This window comes from candidate division KSB1 bacterium (assembly GCA_022566355.1).
Lineage (GTDB): Bacteria > Zhuqueibacterota > JdFR-76 > JdFR-76 > DREG01 > JADFJB01.
The window spans coordinates 1-19,317 of sequence record JADFJB010000095.1 but is presented as its reverse complement, the minus strand read 5'-3'; the positions used below and the strand labels follow the sequence as shown (position 1 = coordinate 19,317).

At 40.0% G+C, this 19,317-nt stretch carries 15 protein-coding genes; 4 read left to right on the top strand and 11 right to left on the bottom strand.

Annotated elements, in window-relative coordinates; all coding sequences use genetic code 11:
* Positions 1–262: 262 nt before the first annotated feature.
* The 9 genes from IIC38_15105 to IIC38_15065 all read right to left on the bottom strand — a co-directional run bounded on the left by IIC38_15105 (position 263) and on the right by IIC38_15065 (position 10,323).
* On the bottom strand, positions 263–2,197 hold the full coding sequence (locus tag IIC38_15105; GenBank protein ID MCH8127263.1) for a M61 family metallopeptidase: 1,935 nt from the start codon (positions 2,195–2,197) through the stop codon (positions 263–265).
* Between the two features lie 290 nt (positions 2,198–2,487).
* The gene (locus IIC38_15100; GenBank protein MCH8127262.1) at positions 2,488–3,111 is read right to left on the bottom strand and encodes a tetratricopeptide repeat protein; all 624 of its coding nucleotides are present in this window, start codon (positions 3,109–3,111) and stop codon (positions 2,488–2,490) included.
* A 169-nt stretch (positions 3,112–3,280) separates the two neighbouring features.
* Positions 3,281–3,463, bottom strand: coding sequence for a hypothetical protein (locus IIC38_15095; GenBank protein ID MCH8127261.1), 183 nt, complete (start codon positions 3,461–3,463; stop codon positions 3,281–3,283).
* 174 nt (positions 3,464–3,637) lie between these two features.
* On the bottom strand, positions 3,638–4,462 hold the full coding sequence (gene speB / locus IIC38_15090) for an agmatinase (protein MCH8127260.1): 825 nt from the start codon (positions 4,460–4,462) through the stop codon (positions 3,638–3,640).
* The gene (locus tag IIC38_15085; protein MCH8127259.1) at positions 4,459–6,828 is read right to left on the bottom strand and encodes a serine hydrolase; all 2,370 of its coding nucleotides are present in this window, start codon (positions 6,826–6,828) and stop codon (positions 4,459–4,461) included. The genes speB and IIC38_15085 overlap by 4 nt, the downstream gene beginning before the upstream one ends.
* Before the next feature lie 164 nt (positions 6,829–6,992).
* On the bottom strand, positions 6,993–7,967 hold the full coding sequence (locus tag IIC38_15080) for a pyrroloquinoline quinone biosynthesis protein PqqB (protein MCH8127258.1): 975 nt from the start codon (positions 7,965–7,967) through the stop codon (positions 6,993–6,995).
* Positions 7,964–8,434, bottom strand: a complete 471-nt coding sequence (locus IIC38_15075) for a GNAT family N-acetyltransferase (GenBank protein ID MCH8127257.1) — start codon at positions 8,432–8,434, stop codon at positions 7,964–7,966. Before IIC38_15075 ends, IIC38_15080 begins: the two co-directional genes overlap by 4 nt.
* Before the next feature lie 366 nt (positions 8,435–8,800).
* The gene (locus tag IIC38_15070; protein MCH8127256.1) at positions 8,801–9,769 is read right to left on the bottom strand and encodes a quinone oxidoreductase; all 969 of its coding nucleotides are present in this window, start codon (positions 9,767–9,769) and stop codon (positions 8,801–8,803) included.
* A gap of 224 nt (positions 9,770–9,993) precedes the next feature.
* Positions 9,994–10,323, bottom strand: a complete 330-nt coding sequence (locus IIC38_15065; GenBank protein MCH8127255.1) for a type II toxin-antitoxin system HicB family antitoxin — start codon at positions 10,321–10,323, stop codon at positions 9,994–9,996.
* Positions 10,324–11,597: 1,274 nt separating this feature from the next.
* On the opposite strand from IIC38_15065, the gene frdA reads away from it, so the two are divergent.
* From frdA to IIC38_15045, 4 genes are read left to right on the top strand one after another with little or no spacing between them, the layout of a single operon-like run.
* Positions 11,598–13,337 (top strand): fumarate reductase (quinol) flavoprotein subunit, encoded by a 1,740-nt coding sequence (frdA, locus tag IIC38_15060; GenBank protein ID MCH8127254.1) that lies wholly within the window; start codon positions 11,598–11,600, stop codon positions 13,335–13,337.
* A 30-nt stretch (positions 13,338–13,367) separates the two neighbouring features.
* Entirely contained in the window at positions 13,368–14,108 is a 741-nt protein-coding gene (locus tag IIC38_15055; protein MCH8127253.1) for a succinate dehydrogenase/fumarate reductase iron-sulfur subunit, read from the top strand.
* A gap of 30 nt (positions 14,109–14,138) precedes the next feature.
* Positions 14,139–14,555 (top strand): hypothetical protein, encoded by a 417-nt coding sequence (locus IIC38_15050; GenBank protein MCH8127252.1) that lies wholly within the window; start codon positions 14,139–14,141, stop codon positions 14,553–14,555.
* Between the two features lie 15 nt (positions 14,556–14,570).
* Positions 14,571–14,918 carry a fumarate reductase subunit D gene (locus IIC38_15045; protein ID MCH8127251.1) on the top strand — a complete coding sequence of 116 codons (348 nt, stop codon included), beginning with the start codon at positions 14,571–14,573 and terminating at the stop codon, positions 14,916–14,918.
* Positions 14,919–15,093: 175 nt separating this feature from the next.
* On the opposite strand, the gene IIC38_15040 is transcribed toward IIC38_15045, so the two are convergent.
* Both IIC38_15040 and IIC38_15035 read right to left on the bottom strand, forming a co-directional pair.
* The gene (locus IIC38_15040; protein MCH8127250.1) at positions 15,094–15,594 is read right to left on the bottom strand and encodes a hypothetical protein; all 501 of its coding nucleotides are present in this window, start codon (positions 15,592–15,594) and stop codon (positions 15,094–15,096) included.
* Between the two features lie 110 nt (positions 15,595–15,704).
* Positions 15,705–19,133, bottom strand: coding sequence for a DNA polymerase III subunit alpha (locus IIC38_15035; protein ID MCH8127249.1), 3,429 nt, complete (start codon positions 19,131–19,133; stop codon positions 15,705–15,707).
* Positions 19,134–19,317: the final 184 nt, after the last annotated feature.

Here is a 19,317-nt window from a genome sequence, read left to right as displayed (position 1 = left end):
CTCCTTAATTTAATGTTTGATTATGAAACTTCTGAAAAATTAACAGAATGTCATTTCGACGCAGTCCTTCAGCTAGGCTTTAGGATAAACTCCGCGAAGAGAAATTTTATCTCTAACAAAACATTTTTTGGTATAGATTAAAAGATTTCTCGTCGTAAACTCCTCGAAATGACAGCAAAATAGTTATTTTTCAGAAGTTTCGATTATTTAAATTCCACAGTAAAACGAACACTTAACCTCAACCTTTACCACAATCTCATCCTCAAAATATGGATAATTCTTCTCCATCAAATTGACAATATTCAAGTTGAAATTCATACGAACGTTTACAAACCGGGCACGTCTTGGTCAGATTAACCCCTCCCGTTTTTGATCCTAACCAATTCTCCCTGAATTTCTTCATGTTCTCAGTTAATTGCATGCCGACATGTTCGTAAGGCACAACTTCTAAACCCGGATGATCGACAAATGTAATCTGCTTTTCTTTTATTTTTCCACGTTGCTGGAAGTTTATCGTAACAGTATCACCAGCTTTGTGAGCATTTCGCACCGCTTCAAAATCATCTGCGCTTTGTAATATCTTTCCATCCAATTCCTCGATTAAATCGCCGCGATCCAATCCTGCCTGGTACATAGGGCTGCCTATTCTTGTTGCGGAACTGAGTCGTGCGCCTTCATCGGAGTATTCTAAATTGATGTATCCCAGAAATGCTTTATCCGGATCTGCTTTGTGTAATAGCAGTCCGGCGTTCGCCAGCAACTTTTTATAATCGACTATTTCGGATCCAAAAATATGCTTTTCAAAAAAATTATCTGCAAACTTTTGATCCCCGGCCACTTTCCCGAGAATAGTACGCAAATCATCAAGGGTGTAGGCAATTTCAGTTTTCCCATGTGCCTGCCATACAGCTTTCATATAATCATCTAAGGTTACACGAAATTTAGACCGAAGCGTTAGGTCTAATCCCAGTCCGGTAACTGAGCCATAAGTATAATAAGAAATAAATGTATTGGTTCGGTTATTTGGATCGACTGCGGTTGCGGCATCTACAAATGGGGCTTGCATGCTCATTTCCACAGGACTAAAGAAATTTCGCCCCGGTGAGTTAATCACAAAAGTTAAGCCTTGTGAAATACTTTGGGTATATCGATCTAAACTTCTGATTTGAGCTCTGTGCATGATAAGAGATGTGTAATAGCTGGTAAAGCCTTCGGCAAACCACAGTTCACCGGACATGTTCGCTCGCTCGAAATCAAATGGCTCCAACGATTTGGGACGCAATCTTTCCACATTCCAGGCATGAAAAAATTCATGCGCCATTGTGCTGAGATTACGGCTAGCAAACTTCTTCAGGGATCTCGTGCTTACACAAATGGTTGAGTTGCGATGCTCCATACCGTCGCCTGAAACATGGGGTAGGTAATCACAGATAAAAGTATACGTCCCATAATCAAATTCAGGTAATTCGCCAAAAACCGCAATTTCTTCCTTGATGATCGCATCCGTCATTTTTGCATAAATCTTCACTTCGTCTTCAGTGCCGTCATGATGCATGGCAATCCGGATCATCGCTGTTTGATTATTTGTTTCAACCTTCCATTCTTCTAAAATGAAATCACTCAACTCAGTTGGGCTATCTAAAAAATAATACAGATTTGGCGCAGTGAATTTATATGAATTTCCGGTGGGTTTCAGTTGCGTTGCTACCTTCCAATTACTGGATTGTGGCACATTAAACTCAATTTCGATGGGTCTATCACCTAGCCCACGAGCCCATACGAATGTTGCCGGCATATTCAAATGGCCATGGGTTTCATCGATTCCGGAATAGGTTCCGCCGGCCCGATCTGCAAATAATGTATAGGTGACTTTTACATTGCCATCATGACCAGCAATATTCCACTGGGACGGATTTGGTCGACTAATAACTAATTTTTTTCCTTTACTATTAAAGGCTTTAACATTGTAAACATTTTTTGCGAACTCATGAATTGCATACCTGCCAGGCGAAGACCGGCTCATTCGAACTTCCAGAACATCAACTTTTACATCAGGAAAATCAATTGAAATTTCGGCTTCGTGATGAACAGCATTTTGAAATGAAATTTCATATCGAATGGGTTTTTGCGCCAACCCCCATCCAGCTGATCCAAGAAACAGAAACAAACTCAAAGGAAAAAGTATTCTCTTATTCATCATCAACATATAATCTCCATTAGGTTATTAATTCGAAATTAACCTGGATAATTCATAAATCAGCTTTTAAGCTTAAAGTTTCCAAATGTCATCCCGTCGCAACGGGATCTATTTCCATAAAAAGAAATAGTAAAATTGGTTGTATAAATTAGTTGCAAAACATATCCCTCCGGGATGACTGTGATAAGGTTTATGAATAGATCAGGTTAATCGATCACGTTAATCAGTTTTCTTCAAAACATTTTAATTTGATAATACTTTGGGAGATGGTTTAGCATGAACCATGATTTCTAATTTTTCATTTCAGATTTTATCGCTTCAATTTCTTGTTTTACTTGTGCAACAATTGGACTTTCCGAATCTAGTGTTAGAAATTTCTCAAATGCTTGCAGAGCCTTTTGATTATCTTCTAAGCCAAATCGATAGGTAATGGCTAATTGTAACCATGCATCTGTAAACTCTGGCACGGAATTGGAAATGCGGGTCAACACTTCTGCAGCTTGATCGGGTTGACCGTTTTGCCTAAGGGCTACGCCAAGTTCAACATAAACGTCTAAAGCGCTTGGATTCAACAAAGCTGCCTTTCGGAATACTTCAACAGCTTTTCCCGGCAGGCGTTCTTCAAGATACAAATGGCCTAAATGTCTAAGATTTTCAAAGTTTTCCGGATCTAATTTTAGTTGTTCCTCCAGGGCATGCATTTCTTCGTGGGTTAAAACATCTGGAACTTGTTGGTTTGTTTGCTGTTGGTTTTTTGGCGCATCATCTCGAGAATGTATGTGCTCCGGTCCTTTCTTCAATGCATTCACGAAATGATAACCAGAAAACAAAAAAAATACAGTTGCAAGAGATAGAATCACTGTGGTTTGTTTTTGAACTGGTTTTCCTTTTTCAGGTTTTTTTTGTGTTGGCACTTACACAATCTCCATATTTATTATTAATTTGGTTTCATAATACAAATTATGAATTAAAATCATTCTCCTTCTTCACGAAACTGTTGAAAAGGGGAAGAATTTGTTGGTGCAATTTACAATCAAAAAGAAGATAGAATGCATTATAATTATCAAAGCTAAACCTAAATAATTAGCTATTTTCTTTTACACCGATCGCTTGTTCAAGTTTGTCCAACCTATCGCTAATTTGCCGCAAATACTCGATGATCACAGCATGTGTATAACCAGCATCGATACCAACAGGTGAATCAGCCGATCCTATTTTTTTGATCAACTCAGCATAATCAACTTTTGACTTCTCAAGTGGATTCATATGACTCATGATTTAGTTAATCCTTTCCAAAAATAATTTTTAAATATAGAACTATAGTGCATCATTTTCTACAAAGTTTTGGTTGATAAATGAACTTTAATGATTGCCACTGAATCCTGCGGATTAGACATGGATAATAAAAAGGATATGTGCTGGAATTACGGAAATGCTTACCTATTTCTGGATCATTTTTGCTGCGATTTCTTTAACAATTTTAGCAGCCGTCATTGCTGTTATACCAAACGGATCTCTTTCCGGATTTAATTCAACAACATCTGCACCGACTATCTTGCAGTTTAATTGTTGAATTACATTTAATACTTGCCGAATTGAAGCGCCACCTGGCTCATGATGTGAAACACCAGGGGCATAAGCGGGATCCAGCACATCCAAATCAAACGATATATAAATTGGTCCCTCGAAATCAATACTGAATTTTTGAGTCCAATCTTTCATTTCGATCATTTCAACACCAAATTTTTTTGCCTGATCTCTTTGGTGTTGCGTGCAGGTTCGAATCCCTAGTTGAATAAGCCGCGACGCTAGATTTTCTTCCATGATCCTTGCAAATGGACAGGCGTGCGAAAACCGGTTACCCTGGAATTCATCGTAAAGATCAGGATGGGCGTCAAAATGAAGAATATTTAACAGCGGATATTTTTTATGAAATGCTTTGACAATCGGATATGTGATAGAGTGATCTCCTCCAAGCGCTATTGGGATTTGGTCACTTCGGAGAATACCTTGAATGGATGTGCCGATCTTGCTTACATATTCATCAGAAGAAAACACAACATCACCAAAATCTTTAAGTACATCAGGAATACTCAGATCAAGCCCTGATTCACTAAAGGAGTTGGTCGATTCCGATTTTAAAGCATCCCGAATAGCTTGCGGCGCTTTGGCAGCGCCCTTCAAATACGATGAATATTCATCAAATGGAAACCCGATTAGTATTACGCTCTGATTGTTGGATTCTATCTCTTGAGATGATATCATTGTTGATTTTGATTCAGAATTCCTTCAAAAGTAAGATTTGATATGGGATATTTTTGCCAGGTTTCGTAATCGAAATGCCACCATTCAAATTGATAAATTTCAAAACCTTCCGCCTCCATTGAATTTCGCAATAATTTTCTCAGCCATCTCTGTTGTGATGTTCCACCCGGATAATAAGGAAACGACCGATCGGAAAATTCATCATAGGTAGCGACCATATCGACCGTTTCTCCAGTCTTTAAGTCATAAAGTGTCAAGTCCACTGCACATCCCCTATTGTGCCTCGATCCTTTTTGCGGATCTGCAACAAAATGCTTGAGACTTTCCGGAGTGGCATCCCAGAACATCTTGGTAACATACCAGGGTCGATAAGCATCATGGATCAAAAGACCATAGCCCATCTTTTTCAAATCACGATGCACACGAACCAGGGCCTCTGCGGCTGGGCGTTGCATAAAGGCTTTTGCCTGTTCATAAAATACGGTACTCATAAAATTGTTGGTTGAACTATAACGTATATCTAATTTGATGGTGTTATCCAATTGCGTAATATCTACCAGATCCGCTTCAAGCTCTCTATTTTCCGCAGGTGGATTTGCTGCCAGCGCAGTTTTTCGAAGTTCCTCACTCTCTTTAAGAGGTTTAATTTTGAATGTAGCGCCTCCATCCATGCCAGCGGGCCTTCGTTTGAAAACCACATTGGCTGCCTCCACTTGCGTAGCATACCCTTTATCATCGCGATCAAAAATGAGCTTTTCTCCATGATATAATCCATAATTTGGAAAAGCATAAACATTCCTGGATATTTCCTCAAGGGGATAATAGAAAAACCACTCGATTAGAGTGTACAGTTTTCCATATTTCTCCAATATATAAAGCGTGTTGTGGTCCCAACCATATTCCCCAATCAAACCATTCCAGTGTTTTGGGATTGAGGTTGGTTGATCGAGTGTCAGCCGGGACAGAGATTCACTTTGATAAATAATACCGCCATTTTCTTGTGGCACTATCTTTACACCATAGCCCAAAGGATCATCTGTAATTAACGTATCTCCAATGGATTTTAATTCTGCACGAATACTGCCGGAATAAAGGAATAATTTTCCATTTTGTTCCTTGAGCTCAACGGTACGTTTTAAATTTACATAAGTACCTTCTATTTTTCGTATAACTTCAGTCGGAATCGGTGATCCCGGTTGATCAAACTCGGGAAGAACTTTACCCTCTTTTTTAGCCAGCATGAGTTTAAATGCATAATTATTTATCCGGTTTGCTACTTCATTGGCTGCATCTAATGTAATAATCGTTACGACTCCCAATTTCTCATCCGGTAATGCGGCAATTTGAGTAGCATATCCATACATCACACCACCGTGCCCGATTTTTCGTTTCCCTTCGAATTCATTAACATAAAACCCTAGTCCGAAGCCGGATTTCTGTTCCTCGCTTGCGTATTGGATCTCATACATTTTCGCAAGGGTCTCTGGTTTGAGTATGGCTCCACCGGGGCCTTCCCCATTGTTGAACAGCACCTTCATAAACCTTGCCAGATCTTTAACGGTGGAATACATGCCAGCGGCAGGCACCATACCCAGTTGAAATGTAGGAGCTTCAAAAGTTCTGCCATCATAAGTCCACATGTAACCCTTTGCCAAATGTTTTTTGATTTCCGGGAGGGGTTCATAGGCGCTTCTCGTCATGCCAATTGGATCAAGTATTGCGGCTTGGATGTATTGGATGAAAGGCTTTTCAGCAACTTTCTCAACGGCAAACCCTGCTACTGAAATGCCGGCATTTGAATACTTGGTGCGTGTTTCGGGCTCATAGACCAAAGCTGTTTGATTTAGGCTCTCAACCAATTGTGCGACTGTTGGTTCAGTAGGATCGAAGTAATGTCCAACCGGCGGTTCACGCACAATTCCGGCACGATGACTCATAATTTGTCGAAGTGTTAACCTTTTACCAAATGAATTTTGTGGTTGGAAATTTGGCAGATAATCTGTGACAGGCGCATCGATATCTATTTTTCCGCTTTCTGCAAGCTGCATAACAGACATATCAGTGAACAACTTAGACAGAGATGCAATTCTGTAAACTGTTTCAGCAGTAGCAACGGTTTTTTTATCAGGATCAGCCATGCCAAATCCTTTTGCCCAGACGATTTCCTGGTCATCCACCAGAGCGATGGATACAGCCGAAAATTGTTTGTCCTCCATTTCCCTGGTGATTACACGTTCTAAAGCTTTGGTAACTGAGGTGTAATCAGCTCTTGCTGGGATATCTGCTCTTTGGGATTGACAGCCGAATAAAAGAACGAATAAGAAAATTACGCAAACTTTGTGTTGCAGCAGTCTGTTTATGAACATTGAATGATTCCTTTTTTATGAATTATTGTGATGTTCTATTAAACTGTTCACAATTGTTATTTTGAGTAGCACCCTTCGATATATCCCGACAAAAAACGTCGGGATTACTCAGGATGCTAAACAAGGTTGTTATGTATAATTTGACCTACTTAATATTAAAACAACTAAAGCCTGATCCTTTCTAATTCTTTGGCAAGTCCAAATCCTTTAGCTTTAATTTCTTTAAATTCTATGTTTTCTTCAAACAGCGCAGGATTGGTTCGGTTCAGGTGAATGAATTTAATCTTTTCGATTTCCTGTTCCGCAAGCGCACTAAACCGGTCCATACTTTCAGAAATAAAAGGGTGTGGTATTTCAGACATCACCCGCCCCGGCACTTCCCCGTCGGCAAAAAAAGAGCCATCCAACAATGCAACATCAACCTGTGAAATTAAATCCTCAATCCTGATCCCCCACTCATCCAATATTTCCCATTTATTGATATCAGGAATAAAAATCACCGAACGATTCGGACCCTGAATGCGGAAACCAACGGTTTCAGAATATTCATCCCTGTGTGGAACAAGAAATGGTGTAACTGATAACCTGGGATTCAACTGTATTGATTTATCTTTTGTTAGTTTTCGTAATTCAATATTTTCATACCGAACCAACTGATCCCAGGGGCCATTGGAACTTAAAAATTCATGCATGCGCGGCATGGCATGAACCGGAACTTTCTTGCCGCCAATAATTTCATGACCAATGTGTATCAAGCCGGTGTAATGCCCAACATGAGCATGAGTCAGAAAAATACCAGTCAATCCGGGAACATTATCTACAGGCAAAATCTTGTCTAATTCATGAAGCTGGTATTTAAAGTCCGGAGTAGCTTCAAACATCCACCTTTGTTTGGATAAAGGATCGATTAACGCCAGGCAAGTTGCGTATCTTTTTTTTGTCGGATCTTCCCAAAGCTCATTTTGCTTCATACCGGCTTGTGGAAAGCCGGCATCCTGTGCAATTCCAAGGATAACGAGGAAAGGCTCATTCGATTCCAGTTTATATTGTGATTTTTGAGCTGGATTACATCCGAACAACAATCCTAAAATCAATACGAATAGAGACACATTTATTCTGATATTTCTTGTGGTATTCATTCCTTCATTGGAAATTTATACTTAAACAAAGGTAAACGTCGAGGTCTGCCTTCTAACTGGGTCACAAGGTCTCCAATTCTTTTGGCTCCCATCTTTACAAAAAAACCTTCTGCATTTGGATCAGATACAATTTCAAACCATTTAGCACTCATCGATCCGGCAATTTTTACAGCATGCTGGAATAACTTCGTCCCCAACCCGTTGCCTATATATTCAGGTAAAATCCAAAAATGCTCAATACTCATTCCTTCATCTTTATCAGCCAAAGCATAGAAACCCACCGTTTTTTTTGACTTTACAATTTCAAAGACTTGATTGACTTGTATGAATTCTTTTGTTATTGTGAGCTCATTTTCCCATTCCTTAATCGAGCTTTCAGAATATCCCCAGTATCTTTTTGAGATGTGTGCAATCAAAGTTAATTCGTTTGCATTTTTTGGGTCAGATTTTCTAATTGTTGTTTTCATAGGTGGATTCTATGAATTGATTATATTTTTTCAGATTTTCGAATTCAATAATTTGAATCTAATAATATAACTTTTGAATCAATCGAAACAAGAACAATTTTTCATTCACGGTTTAATATTTTATTTGAATGTAATTTTGGACATTTGATATTATAATAACTAACTTGATTTATTCATAAACCTTATCACTGTCATCCAGTAGGGATCTATTTTACAACTAATTTATACTTACGATTTTACTATTCCCTTTTTATGGAAATAGATCCCGTTGCGACGGGATGACAATTAGGAAATTTTAAGCTTAAAACTATAATTCATGAATTATCCAGGCTAAGTTAAATTTAGAGTTTATTCAGAGTATAATTCTTACGGAATTAGAAGAACTTTCCCAGTAGTTTTTCGTCCTTCAAGACTGCTATGTGCGTCGGCGGCTTCTGCTAATGGGAAAACATGTTCAATCCGCAAATTCAATTGTCCTTTAGCAACCCAATCTAACACTTCTTCTGCGCGTTTTTCAAGACTCGCCCGGTCGGCAATATAATGAAACAGGGATGGCCTGGTGAGAAAGAGCGAGCCTTTTGTATTTAAAATAGCCGGATCGAACGGCGGCACGGGACCGCTCGATTGACCGTACAAAACCAAATAACCCTGAAGCGAAAGGCAATTCAAACTCTTTTCAAAAGTGTCTTTACCCACTGAATCGTAAACCACATTGACTCCTTTGCCATCGGTCAAACTTTTCACATCTTGTTCGAAATCTTTCTGTGTATATAGAATTACCTCATCGGCGCCAGCAGAACGAGCTAAAGCTGCTTTTTCCTCTGTTGAAACAGTGCCAAAAACCCTGGCGCCACATTGTTTCGCCATCTGAACCAATAAGAGCCCGACGCCTCCAGCGGCAGCATGGACAAGGCATGTGTCACCACTCTTTAGCGGGTAAGTACTGAATGCCAGGTAGTGAGCCGTCATGCCCTGTAGCATTACAGCCGCTGCAGAACGAAAATCGATTTCTTGCGGCAATCGCACTAATTTACCGGCAGGTACTACAACATATTCGGCATAGGCTCCGGCTGCTCCTGTAAATGCTACCGAATCGCCAATTGAAAAGCTGGAAACATCATTGCCAATTTGCTCCACACTACCCGCACCTTCAAGTCCAAGAATATAAGGTAAGTTAACAGGGTATAGACCGGTTCGTTGGTATACATCTATGAAATTTACTCCACAAGCGCCGAGTTTCAATAATACCTCGTCAGTACCTGGATCTGGAGTTGGGACATCCTTATATTCCATGGCTTCACTACCGCCATGTTTTGTTATTTGTATTGCTTTCATGAAATCCTCATTGTTTTTAATTGAATTGATGGCATCAATATATCTAGTCTATTTTAATTCCGACAACATTCCATAAGATGACCTTCAGACTTTGATCCTTTTGACTCATTTCTTCCAGTTCTCCAAAACTTAAATCTGCGACGAGTTGACCATCTTTTAAATGAGATTTCGGTTTCATTGTTTTTCTACCACATCAAGAACGTCATCAAATCAATAAGAAAACCCTAACTCTCAAGAGAAATTTTCTCTAGATTTTCTATTACCCACTTGTTTAAACTCTTACCGGATTTAGCGGCTTTGACATACAATTTGTGGTGAAGCTCAGGAGGCATTCTTAATACAAATTTACCTGAAAAAGGTCTGTTAGGTTCTTCACTTCTTGATTTGCAAAAATCCAGATAATCATTTATTGAATCTCGAAAAGCCCTTTGGATTTCTTTTACACTCATCCCTTGAAAAGTTATTACATCTCTTGTATCTAAAACTTCACCGTGAAATATTGCAAACTCATCATCATACACAACATTTCCGGTATAACCTTTATATTTTAACATCGTTGAACTCACACTACTATAAGTTGTTTTTCTAAAGTCTTTTTATTCAGCTAAGTTCTATTCTTTATTTTAGTATCAATTCAAGGCATTCATAAACTTTTCAGGATTGTTTATATCTAGCACTCTGTTATCTTTTTTTATCATAAGGACAGTTTTATACTCGATTCCTTTACGTTCAAAATATCGCATCAATTTTAACATTTTGTAGAACACTTGTAGATTAGTAATCCAAATATATGTAAAGAATAATCCAAAAATCAGAAACACCTATGAGACTTGAGGAATAATCAATCCTGGGATTAGAAAAATTGGACCAACTAAAGAAAATAAAATTGCCATTCTTGGATTTTTGAATAACTCTTGTTGTTCGTTTTTTGTAATGATGATAATACTTGACTGATTTTATATTCAATGGAACGTTCGTTCTCTATTTTATTTTCTTTAAGTAATAAGGGTTTACGTATCTCATAATTTTCATATATACATTCATTAAAAACTGATCGCCTCTCATCTGAAGTTTCTTTTTGACTATTTGAAGATATCAATGTGCGAATGTTTTTAAACCACTTATTGATAAGTGGTTAGTAAGAATTCAAGTATACTTGAATTAAACCAATAATTTCTGCTCTTCATAAAATTACCATTTTTCAGACACCAAAGCTGGTCATGAACTTTCCATAACCTCCCTACTATGTTTTATTCTTCGAAAATTACCAAATGGATTTAACAAAGTCAAGAAAATATTATGGAAGCGATTACTAAAAATATAAGTTTGGAGTCACGCTACCTTTTATCAAAGCGCATAGAACCCAGTGAGCTTTGTAACAAGATGAATTTATAGTTAAAACTATATTTTATCTGCTTAATTTTCTTCTTGATTTTTACAATCCAAAATCCATTATTAAATCCTTACTGATCGGTTTTCCACATACAAATTCTTTACGTTTTTTAAACATGGAAAGGCTCAATATGGCAACTGAAGTTATTCAAACAGCAAGGTACAGGATTTTGGTTTAACTCATCAAAAGGACTTATGATGGATGTCTTCCCTGCCGACAATTTTAGTGTTATCCTCTTTTGAGATTTATGCCACTTAGGACGCTTTTAAATACAGATTACGCAGTAGATGTGTCAACATCGGCATATTGCCGCAAGTTATTTTTTTGTTGTATATTAAAGTTAGGTAAGCTATATTTTCATTCTTTTGTCATTTCCAGTGGTCGAAATTCTACACAATTCTTTCAGTAGCCTAATTTAAGGAGAGAGTTCTGCATATGGCCCACAAGCATGATGTAATGATAGTTGGCGGTGGTGGAGCCGGGTTGCGCGCCGCAATCGCTGTTGCTGAAATCAATCCAAAACTGAGCATCGCCGTGGTGTCAAAAGTTTATCCGATGCGCAGCCACACGGTATCTGCAGAGGGAGGAGCTGCGGCAGTTATCAAGCAGAACGACAGTCTTGAAGATCATGCTTATGATACCATTTCAGGAGCCGACTGGCTCTGCGACCAGGATGCCGTCGAGGTATTTGTCAAGGAGGCACCAGAGGAGATGATCCAGCTTGAGCACTGGGGTTGTCCCTGGAGCCGTGAAGAAGATGGCAGCATCGCTGTGCGGCCATTTGGCGGCATGAAGATAGAACGCACCTGGTTCGCATCCGACAAAACCGGCTTTCACATGCTGCACACTTTATTTCAGACCTCGCTTAAATATGATCCCATCCAACGATATGACGAATGGTTTGTTACCAAATTGCTTGTAGATGATGGACGTTGTCAAGGCGTGGTGGCAATAGAGCTTGCTACGGGAAGAATTGAGGCCATCACTGCCAAGGCTGTCATCATCAGTACAGGCGGGTGTGGAAGAGTGTTTCCATTTACGACCAATGCCAATATAAAAAATGGCGACGGTATGGCTCTCGCCTATCGCGCCGGCGTGCCGCTGAAGGATATGGAGTTCATTCAATACCATCCAACCGGGTTGCCGTTTACGGGCATTCTGATAACGGAAGCATCTCGCTCCGAAGGAGGATGGCTGCTCAACAAGGACGGATATCGCTACTTGCAGGATTACAACCTTGGCACTCCGCAGCCAAAACCCGTTCTGCGTTCTATGGAGCTGGGACCTCGTGACCGGCTGTCCCAGGCTTTTATCAAAGAGCAAGAGAAGGGACGGACTCTCGAGGGGGAATACGGCCACTACGTTCACCTGGATCTTCGTCATCTAGGTGAGAAGGTCATCAACAGCAAGCTTCCCTTTGTGCGTGAGCTTTGTCTAAAGTACGAAAACATTGACCCTTTGAAAGAGATGATTCCAGTGCGTCCGGTTGTCCACTACATGATGGGTGGGATTCATACGGATATTCATGGAGAGACGCCACTAAAAGGTTTATTTGCGGCGGGCGAGGTCGCGTGTGTCAACATCAATGGAGCTAATCGTCTTGGTTCCAATTCTCTGACTGAGTTGTTGGTGTTTGGCGCCAGGGCAGGTAAGGCTGCGGCCCAATTCGCATCGGATCAGAGAGATCCAAACGCCGCCATATACTCACTTGCAGTAGATGAAACAAAACGGATTGAAAGACAGTTTTTCAGAAATGAGGGTGGTAAAGAGCGGATCGCGAAGATTAGGAGTGAGATGCACCAGGCGATGGAAGAAGGTGTAGGCATTTATCGCGATGAAAATTCCTTGAGAAAATCACAAGAAATCATCAATAATCTGCAGGAAAGATTTTTGAATCTCGCGATTCAGGATCACAGCTTAACTTTCAATACTGAGCTCATGTTGGCTATCGAACTTTCCTACATGCTCGATGTTGCGGAGGCGACTGTACAGTCAGCTCTAAAGAGGACAGAGTCTCGAGGCTCCCATCAACGCACGGATTATCCAGAACGAGACGACGGAAAATTTCTGACACATAGTTTGGCCTTTAGACATGAAAGCCAACCGCCGCGAATTGAGTACCTGCCGGTGACAATCACTAAATGGCCGCCGGCAGAGCGCGTTTATGGAAAGTAACAGACACAGTGACAACATACTAGAGGTTTTATGGCAACCAGCATCACATTAGAAGTCTACCGTTACCGTCCGGAAGAAGAATCCGAGCCGGTCTACCAGAGCTACGAAGTGCCTTGTCAAAAAGATTGGGTAATCCTTGATGCCTTGAACCACATCAAAGACACGTTGGATGGAACCCTGTCGTACCGTTGGTCTTGCCGCATGGGGGTTTGTGGCAGTTGCGGGATGATGGTCAATGGCGTACCGGAACTCACCTGTGCGAGCTTTTTGGAAAAGTATCTGCCTGGGCCAGTTCGAGTAGAGCCCTTAGAGAATTTTCCCGTTGTTCGCGATCTAGTCATTGAGATGAGTGACTTTATGGAGAAGTTGAAACGAGTGAGCCCTTGGATCATCCGTGAACAGGAAAAACCCTTGTCTGATGGGGAATACTTACAAACGCCAGCGGAACTTGAGGACTACATGCAATTTAGCATGTGCATCAACTGTATGTTGTGCTATGCAGCCTGTCCTGTATATGGCCTGGAACCCACCTTTATGGGACCTGCGGTCATCGCTCTTGCACAGCGTTATAATTTGGACAACCGGGATCAAGGGAATAAACAGAGGATGGAAGTACTCTCTGAGGACAATGGTATCTTCGAGTGCACGTTGGTAGGGGAGTGTACCGTGGTGTGTCCCAAAGATGTCGATCCGGCGGGAGCAATTCAGCGCTACAAAGTGGATGGAGCCGTGGATTGGTGGAAATCTCTACTTATGCCCTGGGGAAAATAGAAGATTGATTGATTCTAGGAAAAACTCACGATGACTCGAAACCCAAATTATACCAAATATCACCCAAAGTGGTATCGAAAACAGATGCCCATTTTTTGGTGGGTTCACAATTGGACGCACGCTAAATTCATTCTCAGGGAGCTGACCTGTTTGTCGGTAGCATTTTACGCACTCGTTTTGCTGTTTCAAATTCGTGCGTTGACTCAAAGCCAAGAGGCCTACACAAGCTTCTTAGAATTGCTCAAAACACCAGTTTCGATTGTCTTACATGGTATCGCCTTTTTGTTTCTACTCTTTCACACATTCACTTGGTTCAATCTTTCCCCGAAAGCGTTGGTCATGCGTCTTGGCAAAAAACGCGTACCGGACGTGGCGATTAAGGCGTTAAACTACATCGCGTGGTTTTTTCTTTCCTCATTCATTGCTTGGATACTGTTGACAATTTGATTTAAAGGAACCGCCGTGAAAAGAAACATCGATCCTTTTTGGTGGGGAGTGTTTGGTGCAGGTGGCGCTATCTCCGCTCTCGTTTTACCGGTGCTGCTATTCCTGAACGGCCTTGCCATTCCACTAGGATGGATCGACGCTCCCCACTACGGGGACTTATTATCTTTCGTAAAACATCCTCTTCCTCGTTTATTTCTCTTTGGGGTTATTTCTCTTTCTCTTTTCCACTGGGCGCACCGTTTTCGGTTTACTCTTTACGACGGCTTACAGGTTAAGCATTTGAATGTGCTGGTAGCGACTATCTGTTACGGCAGCGCGACTCTTGTGACATTGCTAGCCGGGTATACCCTATGGAGTTTTTAGGGTTCAATAAACTAGACATTACGAAGCGCAGGAACAACAGTCTCAAAAAAGGAGGGGAAATTCCTCCCCTTATCTGAAACAATATATTAACTTAATGATGGCTGCTAAATGTGTCTATAGTTTCGGATTTATATCATTGGAATTTGATACTAATTTCGAAATTAGAGATTTAAATTTACTCTAAATACGGTTCAAATTCATCATCTGGTCTGGGTTCTAACTTCTCACTCATGATAATTCGCGCACAGGTATTCCAGCGAAGAATTGCATCTTCATTACGAGTAGGGCGCAGTTTTTCCGCTTCTTCGAAATGAAGCATTGCTTCCCGAAACCATTCATATGCGGCATGTGATGTGCCGGGCATCCCCCGTTGCAATAAGGCTTTCCCCTGCCTTTCAAAGATTAACCCTCGATAATATAATCTATCATAATCATTTTTTAATTGAGGCAGTAATTCCCGGGCTCGATCTACACCGTCTGTAATGCCTTCATTAAATTGATCAGTCAAAGATAAAATCAGCCAGATAAGCGCTTTTTGGTTTCCTGGTTCAGCATTTAAGATGTCAAGGCAAATGCTCTCGGCTTCTTTGGGTTCATTTAAAAGACGATAGCGCTCGACTTTTTCCAACGCCTCCGGAATGGCTTTTATTGATAAAGGTTTGAGCTCAAAATCCATAATGGTCTCCTGGGAGTTTTTAAAATGACCCGATGTAATCTTTGAAAAACATTATTGAAAAAATAGTGTGTTCTACAATTAACCATTAAAACAAAATAACATCTGAACCCTTACCCTTCAATCCAAACATTTTCGGCTCCGACAATTTCCTTCAAGTTTACGAGTAAATCATTCCCAGGTGCAACTCTATACTTTTGTGATTGGATAATATATTCTCTCGTATCGCCATTGGTCACATGAATAAGGAATTTGCATTTTCCTTTATGCTCATTGACTAATTTTTTGATCCTATCTAATTTTTTGTTAGTCAATCCATTTAGGCTTAAATTCATACAGACATTTTTTGTGAACTTTTCTCTTGCTTCAGCCAGTAAGAGAATTTCTTCACAAATGATTGTTGGCTCCTTATTATCCTGCGTTGAGATTTTTCCGGTAATTAGGATCAGAGAATCAGGCTGAACCAGTGATCCTATTTTTTCATAAATGGATGAAAAAACCAACATCTCTACTGACCCGGTAAAATCCTCAATGGTGGCAAATGCCATCTTCCTGTTTGATTTGTCAAAAATAGTTTTAATATTGGTAATGATACAGCCAATTTTTACCGCGCATCCATCAGATAAAGCATTTAATTTATTCAGATGAATGGTAGAAAACGCTTCGACTTCATCTTGAAATTTATTCAAGGGGTGACCGGAAACATAAAAACCGAGCAATTCGCGTTCAAAGGTTAGCTGCTCAGATTGACTCCATTCATCCGTTTCTATTAATTCAGGGAAACGATTCAAAACACTCTTTCCGCCATTATTGGCAGCATCGAACATACTGAATTGTCCTCTTTGGTATTCGGATTGTGTGTTCTGAGCAAATGTTATCGCGTTTTCGATATTATAAAACTGCTGAGAACGGCTTCCTTGTAAACAATCCATTGCCCCCGCTTTTGCAAGGCTTTCCATTACTTTTTTATTAACAGCACGCAAATCAAGATTCTGGAGAAACTGGTAAATATTGGTGAACGCCCCATGTTTTTTCCGGGCTCGAATAATCGATTCGATTGACCCTTTCCCAACGTTTTTTACCGCAGCCAAACCAAATCGAATACTTTTGCCATCAATTGTAAAATCAGCCAAACTGTCGTTCACACATGGAGGAAGTATATCAAGCCCCATGCGCCTGCATTCGTCTATCAGGACCATAATACGGTCAGAGTTCGACATTTCGCTGGTTAAAGTGGAAGCCATAAACTCGGCAGGATAATGTGTTTTAAGATATGCTGTCTGGTATGCGACAACCGAATAGCAAACCGCGTGGGATTTATTAAAACCGTAATTGCCAAATTCAATGATCAAATCAAAAATCTTTTGGGCCAGTTTTTCGGAAATTCCTTTTTGTTTTGCACCCTCGGTAAATTTAGCTTCCTGCTTCTTTAATAAATCCATCTCCTTCTTACCCATAGCTTTGCGTAGGATATCTGCTTCACCCAGGGTAAATCCGCCAAGGACACTCACAATTTGCATAACTTGTTCTTGATAAACGATGATGCCATATGTTTCTTTTAAAACCGATTCCAAGAGAGGGTGCAGGTATTCGATTTCTTTTTTCCCATGACTTCGGGCAATATAATCGTCAATCATCTTCATAGGACCAGGCCGATACAAGGCGTTCATCGCAATCAGATCATCAATTTTTGTTGGCTTTAATTTCATCAGGTAATCTCGCATACCGCCGCTTTCAAACTGGAATATTCCTGTTGTTTCACCCTTACCAAAAAGTTCATAGGTTTCTTTATCATCCAAAGGGATTTGATCCAAGTCTATTTCTACATCACGACCGCGTAACATTCGAACGATTTTAGCCAGTACCGTTAATGTCCGTAAGCCAAGGAAATCCATTTTCAACAACCCGATGTCCTCAATACAATTCATATCATATTGAGTCGTTACATCACCGGTATTCGAAACAAAAAGAGGCACAAAATTGGTTAATTCTTCCGGGGCGATCACCACGCCCGCCGCGTGGGTAGATGCGTGTCGGGCTACACCCTCCAAAGCTTTGGAATATTCCAACAACTGCTGAAATCGTTCGTCATTTGAATTGAATATATCTCTAAATTCTTTGACGTTTTTGTATGCTTCGTCGATAGTATTGCCAAAAGGGATCATCTTGGCAATTTGATCAACGTCGCTATATTTTAATTTCAATACCCGGCCGACATCACGAATGACAGCACGGGCCATCATGGTTCCGAAAGTGATGATTTGGGTAACGTTTTTATCTCCATACTTTTTTCGCACATAATCAATCACTTCCTCGCGGCGTTCGTAACAAAAATCAATATCAATATCCGGAAGGGACACACGTTCAGGATTTAAGAATCTTTCGAACAGTAAACCATATTTTAGCGGATCAATATTGGTTATGCCAAGAACATATGAAATGATGCTGCCGGCAGCGGAACCTCTTCCCGGACCAACCGGAATTCCCTGGCTCCGTGCAAAATCTATAAAATCTTTTACAATCAAAAAATAGCCAGGGTAACCCATTTTATGAATCACCTCAAGTTCAAAATTAAAGCGCTCCTCAATTTCAGGAGTAATTTCCGGATAGCGTTTTTCGAGATTTTGTCTCGCTACTTGTCTTAGATAATCCTCGAGATTATCTGCTTCATGGTCAGAAGGAATTTCATATTTCGGAAGATATGTTTTGCCGAACTCCAGTTGTAAATCACATTTATTTGCTATCTCTTTTGTTATATCCAGCGCTTCCTGATGGCTGATAAATAATTCCCGCATCTCTTGTTCCGACTTAAAATATAGTTCTTCGGTTTCGATTTTAAGGCGATCCGGATCATCCAATTCTTTGCCGGTTTGTATGCAAACCAGGGCGTCATGAGGCTTGTGATGTTCCTTTCTCATGTAATGAATATCATTGGTGATCACCAAAGGAATACTCAATTCCTTGCTTAAGTACTGCACTCCTTCTGCAGCTATTTTTTCATCAGGAATTTCATGGTTTTGCATTTCCAAATAAAAATCATCCCCGAATATATCCCGATATGACTCAGCCTTTTGTTTAGCCAGCTCAATATTTCCTTTTACTATCGCCTGAGCTACTTCGCCTTGCAGACATGCCGACATTGCAATTATACCATCATGATATTCCTTTAATACTTCATGATCAATTCTCGGCCTATAGTAAAATCCTTCCAGATATCCAATCGAAACCAATTTCAATAAATTGCGATAACCGGTTAGATTTTTTACTAATAATATAAGATGGTACGAATTATCGCTCCTGTCGGTTTTTGATTTTTCCTTACGACTTCTGGGAGCAACATAAGCCTCTACTCCAATGATTGGCTTTATCCCCTGCTTTTTGGCTGCACGATAAAAATTAATAGTGCCAAACATATTCCCATGATCGGTGATTGCCAAAGCCTCCATCTTCTGTTCTGACGCACATTTAAGCAAATCTTTTATTTTACATGCACCATCTAAAAGACTATAATCGGAGTGGTTATGCAAGTGAATAAATGGCATTCGGAATCCTTATTTTGGTGGTTAATTCTCTATTTTCTATTAAAAAAATATTTTCGTTAAAACCTATTTAAATATATATTAATTCTAATAATCACTATATCTATATTTTACAAAAGTTTATTTTATATAATTACATCTAAAGGTATTTTAATGAAATTTGCTTCCATTGATATAGGCTCTAACG

What these genes read in the sequence shown, in the direction of transcription:
- IIC38_15040 (MCH8127250.1), bottom strand. Translation starts at nt 15,594, where the DNA reads ATGGATTTTGAGCTCAAACCTTTATCAATAAAAGCCATTCCGGAGGCG.
- speB (MCH8127260.1), bottom strand. Translation starts at nt 4,462, where the DNA reads ATGATATCATCTCAAGAGATAGAATCCAACAATCAGAGCGTAATACTA.
- IIC38_15105 (MCH8127263.1), bottom strand. Translation starts at nt 2,197, where the DNA reads ATGAATAAGAGAATACTTTTTCCTTTGAGTTTGTTTCTGTTTCTTGGA.
- frdA (MCH8127254.1), top strand. Translation starts at nt 11,598, where the DNA reads ATGGCCCACAAGCATGATGTAATGATAGTTGGCGGTGGTGGAGCCGGG.
- IIC38_15085 (MCH8127259.1), bottom strand. Translation starts at nt 6,828, where the DNA reads ATGTTCATAAACAGACTGCTGCAACACAAAGTTTGCGTAATTTTCTTA.
- IIC38_15095 (MCH8127261.1), bottom strand. Translation starts at nt 3,463, where the DNA reads ATGAATCCACTTGAGAAGTCAAAAGTTGATTATGCTGAGTTGATCAAA.
- IIC38_15055 (MCH8127253.1), top strand. Translation starts at nt 13,368, where the DNA reads ATGGCAACCAGCATCACATTAGAAGTCTACCGTTACCGTCCGGAAGAA.
- IIC38_15035 (MCH8127249.1), bottom strand. Translation starts at nt 19,133, where the DNA reads ATGCCATTTATTCACTTGCATAACCACTCCGATTATAGTCTTTTAGAT.
- IIC38_15080 (MCH8127258.1), bottom strand. Translation starts at nt 7,967, where the DNA reads ATGAATACCACAAGAAATATCAGAATAAATGTGTCTCTATTCGTATTG.
- IIC38_15050 (MCH8127252.1), top strand. Translation starts at nt 14,139, where the DNA reads ATGACTCGAAACCCAAATTATACCAAATATCACCCAAAGTGGTATCGA.
- IIC38_15070 (MCH8127256.1), bottom strand. Translation starts at nt 9,769, where the DNA reads ATGAAAGCAATACAAATAACAAAACATGGCGGTAGTGAAGCCATGGAA.
- IIC38_15065 (MCH8127255.1), bottom strand. Translation starts at nt 10,323, where the DNA reads ATGTTAAAATATAAAGGTTATACCGGAAATGTTGTGTATGATGATGAG.
- IIC38_15075 (MCH8127257.1), bottom strand. Translation starts at nt 8,434, where the DNA reads ATGAAAACAACAATTAGAAAATCTGACCCAAAAAATGCAAACGAATTA.